Raw genomic sequence first — 13529 nt, forward strand, 5'->3', positions numbered from 1 at the left:
GGTCTCAAGCTCAAGACGATGTGCTTGAGGGTGAGACCTGAGGCTTGGAACTTGCAGCTTGTGGCTTGAAGCTTGCGGCTGCCTTACCAGCAAATACCTTCGGTTTGACCGTTCGCTTCGGTGGCGTTTGCCATGAAACCGACCAGATCGATGACGCGTTTACCGGCAGGCGTCTTGTTGGCGAGTGCACGGAAGCGCTCATCGCGGTTGCCCAGGATGATCACGTCGGAGTTTTCGATCACTGCGTCGAAGTCCGAGTTGAGCAAGGACGAGACGTGAGGGATCTTCGACTCGATGTATTCCTTGTTCGCACCGTGAACACGAGCGTACTCAACGTTTTTGTCGTAGATGCTCAGTTCGAAACCCTTGCCGATCAGCATTTCTGCCAGCTCGACCAGTGGGCTCTCACGCAGATCGTCGGTCCCGGCTTTGAAGCTCAGGCCCAGCAGTGCCACTTTGCGCGAGTCGTGGGCGGCGACGATGTCGAACGCGTTCTGTACCTGCGATACGTTGCTGCGCATCAGCGAGTTGAGCAGCGGCGCCTCGACGTCGAGCGAGCTGGCACGGTAGGTGAGGGCGCGAACGTCTTTCGGCAGGCAGGAACCGCCAAACGCGAAACCAGGGCGCATGTAGTACTGCGACAGGTTGAGCGTCTTGTCCTGGCAGACGACTTCCATCACTTCGCGACCGTCCACACCGACTGCCTTGGCAATGTTGCCGATTTCGTTGGCGAACGTGACCTTGGTCGCGTGCCACACGTTGCAGGTGTACTTGATCATTTCGGCAACGGCGATGTCCTTGCGGATGATCGGTGCGTCCAGTTCTTCGTACAGCGACTGAAGAACGTCGCCGGAGGCTTTGTCGAACTCGCCGATCACGGTCATTGGCGGATGATCGTAGTCTGCGATCGCGGTGCTTTCACGCAGGAACTCAGGATTCACTGCAACGCCGAAATCGATGCCGGCTTTCTTGCCGGAGCAATCTTCGAGGATCGGGATAACCACTTTGGCAACAGTGCCCGGCAGGACCGTGCTGCGCACTACGATGGTGTGACGGGAGGTTTTATCACGCAGGACAAAGCCGATTTCACGGCACACCGATTCGATGAAATCGAGTTCCAGGTCACCGTTCTTCTTGCTTGGCGTGCCGACGCAGATCATCGAGAGATCGGTAGAACGAATGGCTTCTGAGAAGTCAGTGGTACCGCGCAGTTTGCCGGTCTTGATTCCCTTCTCGAGAAGCTCGCCGAGCCCTGGTTCCACGATTGGAGACTTGCCCTGATTGATCAGGTCGATCTTGGCGCTGGAAATATCCACACCAACAACATCATGACCGCGCGCAGAGAGGCAACCAGCACATACTGCACCGACATAGCCCAAACCAAAGATGCTGATATGCATCGTAATCTCCTCGATTTTTACGCCATTAGTTGGCCGAATATAAATACAGTTATCAACTTTCAAGCACCCGCTCACGCAACAGATTAATGTTGTTAGACGGATGCAGGCAGAATTTAAGTATGAGTACCTTACAAGCGGGAGGCTGGCTCAAATGCTACAGAATACGGACGCCGAGTAGCCCGTAAATAGTTATATGGGTTCCCGGTCTGGGATGTGACATAGCACTCCTGTGTCGATGTCGAGCCGCCTGCCGCGCCTCTGGATCAAGGGTTTCGCCCTCAGTCAGCCAGTCTGTCTTGCCCGTGGTTGGCTCAGGCTCCGATACGGTGCTTGCCTGAAGTACTTCAACTAATCTGGTGCGTTATCTCCCTGTACGTACCACTTGACCGATCGGCCTAACATTGTCAGACAACTTCTTCCAGATTCGTCCCGATTCCATGTAAGAGATGGCTTACGCAGGGGGTGAGAATTGTTACGGGATGTAGGAACGCGATAATTCTAAATAAGTTCCTGGCCACTCGTCCTCTTTTTTAGAATCTGGGAACTCTGGAAGAAAGTTGAGGTAGTCGGAGGGTGCAGGCACTTTCTGTTTGGCCCCTAGTTATAAAGGGGATGCGCCTCTTATATGTAATTCTGCCATCAGTGAAAAAAACCCAATGTGCCAGCATTAAAATTTAGTGTTAATTTTTTGAGAAAGTCAGGCCGGAGGACTGTGCGCCTTATTATTGGCGCCAATAAGTCGTCAAAAAAAGATGTTGCGTTAGAATTTTTATATGGAAGTGAGTCGCGCGAGAGAGGTACTCGCGCGACTTGAATCGGTCATTGGTCAGGGTCATCTCTCAAAAAAACGAAGTTGGTGGGTGTGGATTGATCCTGGTTGTACCGATAGCCGTGCACGCCGAACTGTTTTAGTGCGTCCGGGTGCTTGATGCGTTCTGTGATAACGAAGCGGCTCATCATGCCGCGGGCCTTCTTGGCATAGAAGCTGATGATCTTGTACTGGCCGTTTTTCAGGTCGCGAAATTCTGTATTGATGACCCGGGCGTTCAGCACCGAGCGTTTCACGGCAGAGAAATACTCGTTGGAGGCAAGGTTCAGCAGCACGTCGTCGCCTTGTTCTGCCAACGCTTCATTGAGCCATTCGCTGATGCGGGTGCCCCAGAACGCGTACAAGTCCTTGCCTCGAGCGTTTGCGAGCTTTGTACCCATTTCCAGTCGATAGGGTTGCATCAGGTCAAGCGGGCGCAACAGACCATAAAGGCCGGACAGCATGCGCAGATGATGCTGCGCGTAATCGAGGTCAGCTTCCGACAACGTCTCGGCTTGAAGGCCGGTATAGACATCACCCTTAAACGCCAGCAGTGCCTGCTTGGCATTGTCAGGCGTGAATGCCGGGGTCCAGCTGCCGAAACGTGCGGCGTTCAAGCCTGACAGCTTGTCGGAGAGGTGCATCAGTTCACCGATCTGAGACGGCGTCAGTTCCCGGAGTTGAGCGATCAGCTCTTGGGAGTGATCCAGATATTGCGGCTGCGTGAAGCGTTCAGTGGTCGGCGGGGTTTCGAAATCGAGGGTCTTGGCTGGGGAAATCACCATTAGCATGCGGTCGTCTCCTTTAATCGTGCGGCGATTCTAGAGGTTGTAAGCAGGTGACTCCAGCTATGGTGGTAATAGGGGCATCGGTGTCCGGCGTTACAGGATCAGCAGTCAGGCGAGCCCTTCAAATCCGCTATAGTGCGCCGCTTGGTTCAAAGGTCGATTTCAAGGGTGGGGAGCCTTCGTTTTGCGCAGAGTCTTATTGATCGCAGCTTGTCTCGTTGGGCTCACTGCCCAGGCAGCGCCCATGGACGTCTCCACCCTGGACCGCAGCGTCTGGCCAGAGGCTTTGGTGACGCCCGAGTTGTTCGACGTCGCTTCGCGTGCGCAGATCCTCGGTTTTGCCCATCAGTTGCTTGAGAGCGAGCAGCTTGAAGAAGGGCAACTGGCAGCGCGTCTGGGTTTGCGTCAGATCAATCTGGCGTCGATCAACGTGATCCGTACGCGCTTGTGGTCACGTCTTTTCGACAATTATCAGTTCGCCCAGAAAAGCTGTGAAGCAGACGCGTCGTTCTGCGTGCTGGTCGACGATCTGCCAATGCTGCGTCAGCGGGCGGCTGAGTTCAAAGTCGCCGATGACTCCTTCTATGCCAGGTGGGCGGCCCCTGCTGCGGCGTTCAATCAGCGTTACCTGAACGAGCTGCTGCGAATGGGGGCGCTGTTTCCGACCACCAGCAGCGAAGTTGAACGCTATAACTCCGATGAGCTGAGCGGTGAGGAAATGCCTGACCGCACGTTCCTGCTCAACTTCGACAGTGGCCCCTCGGTTGCCGATGGCGCCACCGACTGGCTGGCAGACTTCATGCGGCAGCAAAACATCAACGCTACCTTTTATGTTCTCGGCAAAACCTTGCAAGCCCGGATCGACGCCACGTCAGCCACAGCGTTACAGACGCTATATAAACAGCAGTGCGTGGGTGTGCAGGGCTGGGAGTACCGCTCGCACGCGCACTGGGTGGACTGGCAGGATTCCATCATGCGCAGCGCGGCGTTGGTGCAGCAGGTGCTGCCGGATAATTTCGTTCCCTTGTTTCGTCCACCTTACGGTCATCGCCGTGCCGACAGCGCCGGTTTTTTCCGAGACCAGCACCTGCGTGTGGCGTTGTGGAATATCGACTCCCAAGACAGCAGCGGGCAGCTGGATGCCGAGCAGACGTCCCAGCGTGTCTTGACGCTGATGCTGCTGTGGCGCAAAGGGACGGTGGTCTTCCACGACGCTCAAAAGCTGGCGCAACAGGCCGTGCCATGGCTGATGGCGAACACAGCGCAGTCAGGCGTCATTTGGGAGGACTGCCATATTTATCCGCAGCAGCTGTCAGACGAATCCGACATTTCGCCCGCAGAAGAAGACGAGCAGGACGAACAAACCGATGAGCCAGTCCAGGAGGGTGTGCAGGACAGCACGGATAAGGCTGTGGAGCCCGAAAAACAAGGGGGGGAGTGACTGATAAGCAGGGGAGATCGGTAGGAGCAATCGGTGGATTTTTCGAGCAATTCCCGTCGACCGGACTTCCGACTGTAAACGCGTAAACCCCCTGCGCCAAGGGGTATTTGTCATGCTGAAAAATAAACATTAAAAACCTGTAAAACGCGTTTTTATGTCATCGGTTTTGCGGTATTACGACAACAGACCGCCGAACCCTGCAACACAGGTGGCGTCACCCAGACCCCACTTTGCGCATTTCTCTTCTGCCTGAAGAAGAGAGCCTCGGCGGCCTTTCTTAGCGCAGCACCCTCGTGTACTGCGTTATCTGGCTACTAATAAGGTGAGCGAGTATGGATGACCACGGACGCACCCCTTCCTCTAACCAGCCAATCCTCTACGTGCTCGATACCAACGTTCTGATTCACGATCCAAACGCTCTGCTGAATTTTGAAGAACACCATGTCGCCATCCCCATGACGGTCCTCGAAGAACTGGACAAGCTAAAGGCGGGCAAACATTCGGTCGCAGCAGAATGCCGCCAGGCTATCCGGTTGATCGACAAGACACTGGGTGAAGCAACCCCGGAGGAGGTCGAACAAGGCGTACCGATAGATCGAGGTACCGGCGTTCTCAAAGGTTATCTGTCGATCATGATGAGCAGGCGTGAAGAGCCCAACAGCCTTCTGCCCGAGCATCTGAACGACAACATCATCATCAACCAATTGATTGACCTGCACGCCCGCAAAGCGGACTTGCGCATCGTGCTCGTTACCAAAGACATCAACATGCGCCTCAAGGCCCGTGCCTGCGGGATTGCGGCGGAGGACTACAGTACCGACCAACTGGTGGACGACGTTTCCCTGTTGTCCCGTGGCTATCAGAATATGACCGGCTCGTTCTGGGATCGTGTCAGCAAGGTCGAAACCCGCCAGGAACGTGGCCGCACCTGGCACCGTGTGCAATTGAGCGAAAGCCTGCCGCCGATGCACATGAATGAATTCATCATTGATGAGCAAGGTTTTGTCGGCTGGGTCAAAGGCGTCAAGGCGGACGAGTTGTTGATTCTGGACATGCATCAGGAGCCATTGATGCACCAGGAAGCGTGGGGTCTGAAGCCGCGGGATATTTATCAAGGTCTGGCACTGTTCGCGCTGCTGGATCCGGACATTCATCTGGTCAACCTTTCCGGTGCAGCAGGCTCTGGTAAAACCATTCTGGCCCTGGCTGCTGCGATCGAGCAGACCATGGTCACCAAGCGTTATCGCCGCATCATCGCAACGCGCAGTGTGCAAGGGCTGGACCAGGAGATCGGATTTTTGCCCGGTACCGAAGCAGAAAAAATGGAGCCGTGGCTGGGCGCCATCACCGATAACCTTGAAGCACTGCACATGGACGACGAAAACACCCATGGCAGCGTCGATTACATCCTCAGCAAAGTGCCGTTGCAGTTCAAATCCCTCAACTACATCCGAGGCCGCAGTTTCCAGCAAAGCCTGATCCTGATCGACGAGTGTCAGAATCTGACGCCGCACCAGATGAAAACCATCATCACCCGTGCCGGCGCCGGTTCCAAGGTGGTCTGCCTGGGTAACCTGGCGCAGATCGATACCCCTTACCTGTCGGCCACCAGCTCGGGGCTGACTTACCTGACGGAGCGTTTCAAGGATTTCCCCAACGGCGTGCATATCACCCTGCAAGGGGTGCCACGCTCGATCCTGGCCGAGTATGCGGAGAGTCATTTGTAGGTAAAGCCAGCTTCAAGCTTCAAGCTGTTAGCTACAAGCCAGGGGCGAGTGAGTCGTTCCCTGGCTTTTTGCTTTTGCTTTTGCTTGTAGCTTGCTTGCAGCTTGCAGCTCCAGCTACCTACAATCCCCGCTCCTGCTCAGGAGTACTGTTGTGCTGACTCATCTCGATTCCCAAGGTCGCGCCAATATGGTCGACGTCACCGAAAAAGCCGTGACGTTCCGTGAAGCCGTGGCACAAGCGCGTGTTCGCATGCTCCCCGAAACCTTGAAAATGATCGTCTCGGGTGGTCATCCCAAAGGGGATGTGTTCGCTGTGGCGCGTATCGCCGGCATTCAGGCGGCAAAGAAAACCAGTGACCTCATCCCCCTGTGCCACCCGCTGATGCTGACCGGTGTAAAGGTCGAGCTGAGCGCTGAAGGTGAAGACACCGTACAGATCATCGCGCGCTGCAAGCTTTCGGGTCAGACCGGCGTTGAAATGGAGGCATTGACCGCTGCCAGCGTTGCTGCGCTGACGATCTACGACATGTGCAAAGCGGTTGATCGCGGCATGGTCATTGAGCAGGTGCGTCTGCTGGAGAAGCTGGGCGGCAAAAGTGGCCACTTCGTTGCCGATGAGCAGGAGCTTGCCCAGTGACCATTCATGTTCAAGTGCAGTTCTTTGCACGTTTTCGCGAAACCCTCGGCACCGAAAGTGAGCGTCTGGAAGGCTCTTTTGCAACTGTCGACGCAGTGCGCCAGCATTTACTGCAGCGGGGTGGCGTGTGGGATGTTTTGGGCGAGCAAAACATCATGTGCGCGCGTAATCAGGAGCTGTGCCAGCTGGACGAGCCCGTTCAGCCTGGGGATGAAGTTGCGTTTTTCCCGACCGTCACTGGGGGTTGAACATGGGCATTCGAGTTCAGGCCACAGCGTTTGACCCAGGCGTCGAAGTCAACGCAATGCACGCCGCCAATGTAGGCGTCGGCGCGGTGGTGAGCTTTGTGGGTTACGTGCGTGACTTCAATGAGGGGCGCGAAGTGGCGGGTATGTTCCTCGAGCACTATCCGGGCATGACCGAAAAGGCACTGGGCAAGATCGTCGAGCAAGCGCAGCAGCGGTGGCCTTTGCTCAAGCTTGAGGTGCTGCATCGGGTGGGCGCGCTGGAACCGGGCGAGCCTATCGTGTTTGTCGGTGTGGCCAGCGCCCACCGCCAGGCGGCTTTCGAGGCCTGTGACTTTGTCATGGACTACCTGAAAACCCGCGCCCCGTTCTGGAAGAAGGAAAGCACTTCAGAGGGGCCGCGCTGGGTAGAAGGGCGCGATAGCGATCATGCCGCGGCCGAGCGCTGGAAGTAACGCGATTGCTCAAATAGTTGACGTCAGGAAAACGGCGGACTAGCATGCCGCAAAAGTGATATCGAAATGATATCTCTCAAGGAGTGAGAACGTTTTCCGAGCATCTGTTTAAGGCACCTCGCAAGCCTTCAGGTCCGTTCGCGTCATCCATCATTAAATCTCATCACCTTTGCTTGCCACTGCGCTTGTTCTGGCCGCTTGAGTGTTGAACCAAAAATTCAATTGAGTGTTACGGCAACGGTGAACATTGCCGATACAGCGATGCAACCGCCCGCGCAGAGAGCACACAAGTGTTCATTGACTGCGGGTGACGCTACAGATTTCGACAACATGGAGATAAGTGTGAACACACTGCACAAGGTTTTGGTTTCAGGGATAGCGGCCGCAACGCTGGCGTTGGTCAGCGGCTGTGCAACGGAGAGTTCGCGTTCAATGCCGGTGGAGAAGGTCGAAACCGCGGGTATCGCTTATTCCGGCGTTCGTACGCCGATTGCTGTGGGCAAATTCGATAACCGCTCCAGCTACATGCGCGGCATTTTCTCAGACGGCGTTGATCGTCTCGGTGGCCAGGCCAAGACCATTCTGATCACGCACATGCAGCAGACCAATCGCTTCAGTGTGATGGACCGCGACAACATGGCTGAGATCGGCCAGGAAGCCGCGTTCAAGAACAAGGCTCAGCACATCAAGGGCGCTGACTTTGTCGTCACCGGCGACGTGACTGAGTTTGGCCGTAAAGAAGTCGGCGATCAGCAATTGTTTGGTTTGCTGGGTCGTGGCAAACAGCAAATTGCTTACGCCAAGGTCGCGCTGAACATCGTCAATATCAGCACCTCCGAAGTGGTTTATTCCACGCAGGGTGCTGGCGAATACCAACTGTCGAATCGCGAAATCATCGGCTTCGGCGGCACTGCCAGCTACGACTCGACGCTCAATGGCAAGGTCTTGGACCTGGCAATGCGTGAAGCGGTAAACAACATGGTGCGTGCGATCGATAGCGGCGCCTGGAAACCAGCAGTTAACTGATTCATACAAGGAAGTGTAAGCATCATGGCTAAGAAAGTGATGGGGTTGCGTGTTATCGCAGCCGTAGCGGCAAGCTTGTGGTTGAGTGGCTGTGCGCAGCAGCCCAAGACTTTGTATCAGTGGGGCAGCTATCAGCCTGAGGTGTACGAATACTTCAAGGGCGAGTCCAAGGAGATGCAGGTCGCCAAGCTGGAAGAAGACTTGCAGAAAATCCGCTCGACCAACGGCAATCCGCCACCGGGTTATCACGCGCAACTGGGCATGCTGTATGGCGGCCTGGGCAAAGATGATCAGATGGTTCAGGAACTGCGTACCGAGAAGGCGCTGTTTCCAGAGTCTGCAACGTACATGGATTTTCTGCTTAGAAACGTCAAGACAGGAGTCGCCTCCAAATGAGCGCACGTTATTTGAAACTGGCGGCCGGTCTTCTGGCTGCAATCGTTCTGGGTGGCTGCGTCGCACCGAAAGCCAATGTCGACTATTCGGCGTTCAAGGAAAGCAAACCGCGTTCTATTCTGGTGATGCCGCCGGTCAACGAGTCTCCTGACGTCAAGGCCACCTACAGCCTTTATTCTCAGGTGAAGTACCCGCTGGCGGAGGCGGGCTATTACGTACTGCCGGTTGGACTGGTCGATGAGACGTTCAAGCAGAACGGTCTGACCAACGCCACGGATATTCAGGAAACATCGCCGGCCAAGTTGCGTGAGATCTTCGGCGCTGATTCGGCCTTGTACGTCAAGGTGACGCAGTACGGCACTACTTACATGGTTATCACCAGCCAGACTCTGGTGACGGCCACCGCCAAACTCGTTGACCTGCGCACCGGCACTACGCTGTGGACAGGTACGGCCAGTGCCTCCAGTGATGAGGGCGGCAATAACAGTGGTGGCGGTTTGGTCGGTATGTTGATCACTGCTGCTGTTAAACAGATCGTTAACAGCTCAACCGACGCTGCCCACCCTATCGCCGGTATCACCAGTGGTCGTCTGTTGTCTGCGGGTCACCCGGCAGGTCTGCTGTACGGACCACGCTCGCCCAAGTACGGTACCGACTGAAAGCGTCTTCCCAACAAAGCGTCTGGAAGTGAGTGCCTCACGCTGTAGGATCCAACTTGTTGGCGAGGCGGCTTGTCAGGCACGCCGCTAAAACGCTTCGCGAGCAAGTTCGCTCCTACACAGTTAAATGCATGTTTCAACGATGGGTGAGGCCTATCAGCGTATCGGCGACTTGGCGAGTGCGCTGCGCGGTGCCTGCGGTCTGCTGGCTTGACCCTTCCAGCTCTGCCAACAGGCCGGTAAGCGTGCCCACTTCGGTCGACTGGTGTTCGATGTGTTCAGCCACTTTGCGGATTTCGATGCTTAAACGGTCGATGTCTGAGCCGATTTCGGTGGCGTTTTGTGTGGTTTTCTCCGCGAGTTTGCGCACCTCGTCTGCTACCACGGCAAAGCCTCTGCCCATCTCTCCTGCACGCGCCGCTTCAATGGCGGCATTGAGCGCAAGCAAGTTGGTCTGCCCGGCAATCTGCTGGATCATTTGCACGATTGACTGAATGCGCAGGCTCGACTGCGCCAGCTCCCGAGAACTCAGCACCACGTCATCGGCTTGCCCTGCCAGCGCATTGACCGTTGCACTGGCTTTGCCGATCACGCCCCCTTGCTGGTCGATGGTGCCACCCAGTTCGTCCATCGAGACATGCAGTTCGCCGGAGTAACGTTGCAACTGAGTTGAAATATCAGCTTGATCAGCGTGTGCCTGATGCAGGACCTCGCCCAAATCAGACAGCCCGGAAAAGACCGGTTTGATGTGTTCGTCCAGGCCTTTTGTGTCGATTGCCGAGTTGAAGTTGCGCACCTTGAACTGCTCGATCTGCTTGACCACCACATGGTTGAGTCCGGCAAGTTTCTTGATCTGTCTGCGCAGGAAAAACGCCTTGAACTCACCGTAGTAGGCGATGAAGTTGTCGATGTAATCGTCGCCGAAGCTGGCTTTATCGGGAACCCGGAAAAAGAACACGGCCGTCAGAGTCTGGTTCAGGTTCAGGCCCAGTATCTCGCCGAAGGTGGAGAACCCGACCACAGGGATCTCGCCGAACACGCCACCCATGCTGCCCAGTTCGGCGCCATTGTTGAGGCGGCGCAGGATGCAGTCGCTCAGCAAACCCACCAGAGGCGTGCCTTGCTTGTTGCGCAGAAATTTCGCGAAGTCCTTGCGCGTCGTATCGATCAGCGACGTACGCTTGACCATCACCAGCTCTTCGCCGGGCGCGACGTCACAGAACAGATAAATGCGCTGGGTCTGCGGGTCGATCCGGGCGATGGAGCGCACGAATAATTCGTCGCCCACTCGGATGGCGAATGAGTAATTGGCCAGATGCTCGTCGAGTTGACCAGGCAGGCAGCTGAATTTTTCACAGAGTGCCGTCACCATGCTGGTGATTTCCCCCTGAGGATTGATCACCTGACTGATATAGCGTTCTTCGAGGGACGCCGTCAGCACACTGAGGCTGAACGGTGTCGGCTCGAAGTTCTGGCTTTTGAATACACCGAACCGGGTATTTTTTGCACTCTTGAGAAACACCACTTGGGCGTGGTTGACGTAGGTGCGTTTGCCGTCGTGGATCGATGTGGTTTTGAAGTCGCTTTTGCCGCCCGCCGAGCCGCCCACGAACAAGCAAGGGAAGCGGCCTGATTCGTAAAGCGCCTCCATAAAAAAAGATTCGGAAGCCGACAATCCATCGAACGTGACATATGCCAGCGTGTCCCGGTGATCAATAGCCGTGGACACTTGGATGCGTTTGATCGAATCCACTAACTTTGCAAGACGCTCGCGCATCGGCAGCACGCGGCCTTGACCGCGGATGTCTTCGCTGTGCAGCGGAATGTGTACGCATTCGGCTGATGCGATGACGCTGGCGTCAAACATGGCCAGAACAATCCTGTCCCAGTTGTCACCGGTGGCGCAGTAAAGCGCATTGCCTGCCGAATACAGCTCTCCCGAGGTGGTGCACAGGCTCAGTGTGGCATTGGGAAAGCGTTGGGCGATTGCACGGGCCGCTTGCTCGAGATCAACGTGGGGTGACACGAAGCCGGTCAGGTAAACAGGCTCGATACGCATGGCCGCCAACTGAGCGCTTAGCTCTCTGGCGCTGGTCACGACAGTCAGCACCCCGGATTTGTCAGAGGCGATTGACTTGAATCGAGAAAAGAAACTCATGGGGGACATTCCAATAATTAAGAGCCTGAAGGCACTTCCATTGGAGGAGGTATCGGCTTGAGGGGGTAAAAAGTGAGATGCGCCGTTAGACCGTTTTCTCGCTTCAGGCTGGACGGAGTAAGGAGATCCGGTTTGATTCTGATCCGGCAGCGAGGCTGCAAAACCGACCTTCCAAGCGCTGCGCGGCAACAGGACGTCGCCGCGAGCGGGGCGGGTGATTACTCTACGGCGGGCTCAGGCTTGGGCTGACGCACTACCGCGCGGAGCAAATGCGTTGGCGGGGTTTCGCAACTGATCTTGCGACCGAGCTTTTCTTCGATGGCGGGCAACTGATACGAGTCGTCTTCGCCCGCAAAACTGATCGATACGCCGTCTGCCCCAGCACGGCCGGTACGACCGATGCGGTGCACGTAATCGTCCGGCACTTCGGGCAGCGTGAAGTTGATCACGTGGCTGATCCCGTCGATGTGAATGCCGCGACCGGCGACGTCGGTTGCCACCAGCACACGAATCTTGCCTTCACGGAATCCTTCCAGCGTCTTGATCCGCTTGTGCTGCGGCACGTCGCCCGACAACTGTGCAGCGTTGACGCCATCGCGCACCAAGCGCTCTTCGATACGGCGCACTTCATCTTTGCGGTTGGCGAACACCATCACACGTTCCCAGCCGTTATCGGTCACGAGGTTGTACAACAGCTTGTATTTATCGGCGCCTGCAACGGCATAGATGTGCTGCTCGACGTTGTCGCTGGCCACATTGACCGAATCGATCTCGACGATGGAAGGGTCGGTCGTCCACTGCTTGGCGAGGTTCATCACGTCTTCGGTGAAGGTTGCCGAGAACAGCAGTGTCTGGCGCTCGCCCTTGTGCGGCGTCTGACGAATGATCGAACGTACCTGCGGGATGAAGCCCATGTCGAGCATGCGGTCGGCTTCATCGAGGACCATCACTTCGACCATGTCCAGATGGACTTCGCCGCGCTGATTGAAGTCCAGCAAACGGCCAGGTGTCGCGACCAGAATGTCGCAATGACGTGCTTCGAGCTGTTTAAGCTGCTTGTCGAAATCCATGCCGCCCACAAACGTCATGACGTTGAGGCCGGTGTACTTGGTCAGCAGTTCGGCGTCTTTGGCGATCTGCACCACCAGTTCGCGAGTCGGCGCAATGATCAGCGCCCGGGGCTCACCCATGTAGCGCTCTTTGGGCGGCGGGGTCTGCTGGAGTTGCGTGATGATCGAAATGAGGAAGGCGGCAGTCTTGCCAGTGCCGGTCTGTGCGCGGCCGATGGCGTCTTTGCCCTTGAGCGTGAAGCCCAGAACGCCCGCCTGGATCGGCGTGCAATACGGGAACCCCAGGTCGTGAATGGCGTGCATCAGTTCCGGGGACAGATCGAAATCGTGAAAACGGGTCTTGCCTTCTTGCGGTTCAACCGCGAAATCTTCGAGCTTCCAGGGCTTGACCGGCGGTTTGACCGTGCGCTCGCGACGGGGGCGTTCGGACTTTGGCTGGGGGGCGGCGACCTGAGCGGCCTGCTCTTGAGGCTCGGGTGCGGTGGCAGCGGGCGCTGCAACGGCTGCACTGCGTTCGCGCTGCGCGCCTTCATTCGGGCTTTTGGCTGCGGGGAGGGGAGCGACTGGGCTTGGCGCGAGCTGCTCAGCCTCGCTTTTACCGAACATCTTTTTAAGTGCTTTGAGCACGGTCATCTCGTCAATTGATTAGGGAATGTACGCCGGGCAGTGTAAAGCAAGAACAGGGCCCGGCGTAGTGCCTTACCAAATCTGCTGAACAA

11 protein-coding genes and 2 pseudogenes are annotated in these 13529 nt (G+C 56.3%); 8 read left to right on the forward strand and 5 right to left on the reverse strand.

Going from position 1 to position 13529, the window contains the following annotated elements; genetic code table 11:
- Positions 1 to 83: 83 nt before the first annotated feature.
- Both OYW20_RS05500 and yaaA read right to left on the reverse strand, forming a co-directional pair.
- Positions 84 to 1400, reverse strand: a complete 1317-nt coding sequence (locus tag OYW20_RS05500; RefSeq protein ID WP_268799714.1) for a nucleotide sugar dehydrogenase — start codon at positions 1398 to 1400, stop codon at positions 84 to 86.
- Positions 1401 to 2219: 819 nt separating this feature from the next.
- On the reverse strand, positions 2220 to 2999 hold the full coding sequence (gene yaaA / locus OYW20_RS05505) for a peroxide stress protein YaaA (protein ID WP_268799715.1): 780 nt from the start codon (positions 2997 to 2999) through the stop codon (positions 2220 to 2222).
- Between the two features lie 181 nt (positions 3000 to 3180).
- On the opposite strand from yaaA, the gene OYW20_RS05510 reads away from it, so the two are divergent.
- The 8 genes from OYW20_RS05510 (at position 3181) to OYW20_RS05545 (ending at position 9582) form a co-directional block, all read left to right on the forward strand.
- A complete protein-coding gene (locus tag OYW20_RS05510; RefSeq protein ID WP_268799716.1) occupies positions 3181 to 4437 on the forward strand; it encodes a polysaccharide deacetylase family protein in 1257 nt (418 codons plus the stop codon).
- Between the two features lie 332 nt (positions 4438 to 4769).
- Positions 4770 to 6164 (forward strand): PhoH family protein, encoded by a 1395-nt coding sequence (locus OYW20_RS05515; RefSeq protein ID WP_268799717.1) that lies wholly within the window; start codon positions 4770 to 4772, stop codon positions 6162 to 6164.
- 151 nt (positions 6165 to 6315) lie between these two features.
- Positions 6316 to 6801, forward strand: coding sequence for a cyclic pyranopterin monophosphate synthase MoaC (moaC, locus tag OYW20_RS05520; protein ID WP_268799718.1), 486 nt, complete (start codon positions 6316 to 6318; stop codon positions 6799 to 6801).
- 2 nt (positions 6802 to 6803) lie between these two features.
- Positions 6804 to 7049: a MoaD/ThiS family protein gene (locus OYW20_RS05525; RefSeq protein WP_268801051.1), complete on the forward strand. Its 246-nt coding sequence runs from the start codon at positions 6804 to 6806 to the stop codon at positions 7047 to 7049.
- Positions 7050 to 7051: 2 nt separating this feature from the next.
- Positions 7052 to 7501 (forward strand): molybdopterin synthase catalytic subunit MoaE, encoded by a 450-nt coding sequence (gene moaE / locus OYW20_RS05530; RefSeq protein ID WP_268799719.1) that lies wholly within the window; start codon positions 7052 to 7054, stop codon positions 7499 to 7501.
- A 342-nt stretch (positions 7502 to 7843) separates the two neighbouring features.
- Complete coding sequence (locus OYW20_RS05535) at positions 7844 to 8527, forward strand: CsgG/HfaB family protein (RefSeq protein ID WP_408005468.1); 684 nt, start codon at positions 7844 to 7846, stop codon at positions 8525 to 8527.
- Positions 8528 to 8551: 24 nt separating this feature from the next.
- Complete coding sequence (locus OYW20_RS05540) at positions 8552 to 8923, forward strand: DUF4810 domain-containing protein (protein ID WP_268799721.1); 372 nt, start codon at positions 8552 to 8554, stop codon at positions 8921 to 8923.
- Positions 8920 to 9582 carry a DUF799 domain-containing protein gene (locus tag OYW20_RS05545; protein WP_268799722.1) on the forward strand — a complete coding sequence of 221 codons (663 nt, stop codon included), beginning with the start codon at positions 8920 to 8922 and terminating at the stop codon, positions 9580 to 9582. The genes OYW20_RS05540 and OYW20_RS05545 overlap by 4 nt, the downstream gene beginning before the upstream one ends.
- A gap of 136 nt (positions 9583 to 9718) precedes the next feature.
- Here OYW20_RS05545 and OYW20_RS26095 read toward each other — a convergent pair.
- The 3 genes and pseudogenes from OYW20_RS26095 to rhlB all read right to left on the reverse strand — a co-directional run.
- A pseudogene (locus OYW20_RS26095) lies at positions 9719 to 10099 on the reverse strand (methyl-accepting chemotaxis protein); the annotation flags it as partial.
- A gap of 534 nt (positions 10100 to 10633) precedes the next feature.
- A pseudogene (locus tag OYW20_RS26100) lies at positions 10634 to 11749 on the reverse strand (FIST signal transduction protein); the annotation flags it as partial.
- A 209-nt stretch (positions 11750 to 11958) separates the two neighbouring features.
- On the reverse strand, positions 11959 to 13443 hold the full coding sequence (gene rhlB / locus OYW20_RS05555; RefSeq protein WP_268799724.1) for an ATP-dependent RNA helicase RhlB: 1485 nt from the start codon (positions 13441 to 13443) through the stop codon (positions 11959 to 11961).
- Between the last annotated feature and the right edge of the window lie 86 nt (positions 13444 to 13529).

The organism is Pseudomonas sp. BSw22131, assembly GCF_026810445.1.
In the GTDB taxonomy this organism is placed as follows: Bacteria; Pseudomonadota; Gammaproteobacteria; order Pseudomonadales; family Pseudomonadaceae; genus Aquipseudomonas; species Aquipseudomonas huanghezhanensis.

Coding starts and splice junctions, on each gene's coding strand:
- OYW20_RS05500 (WP_268799714.1), bottom strand. CDS start 1,400: ATGCATATCAGCATCTTTGGTTTGGGCTATGTCGGTGCAGTATGTGCT.
- yaaA (WP_268799715.1), bottom strand. CDS start 2,999: ATGCTAATGGTGATTTCCCCAGCCAAGACCCTCGATTTCGAAACCCCG.
- OYW20_RS05515 (WP_268799717.1), top strand. CDS start 4,770: ATGGATGACCACGGACGCACCCCTTCCTCTAACCAGCCAATCCTCTAC.
- moaE (WP_268799719.1), top strand. CDS start 7,052: ATGGGCATTCGAGTTCAGGCCACAGCGTTTGACCCAGGCGTCGAAGTC.
- OYW20_RS05540 (WP_268799721.1), top strand. CDS start 8,552: ATGGCTAAGAAAGTGATGGGGTTGCGTGTTATCGCAGCCGTAGCGGCA.
- OYW20_RS05545 (WP_268799722.1), top strand. CDS start 8,920: ATGAGCGCACGTTATTTGAAACTGGCGGCCGGTCTTCTGGCTGCAATC.
- rhlB (WP_268799724.1), bottom strand. CDS start 13,443: ATGACCGTGCTCAAAGCACTTAAAAAGATGTTCGGTAAAAGCGAGGCT.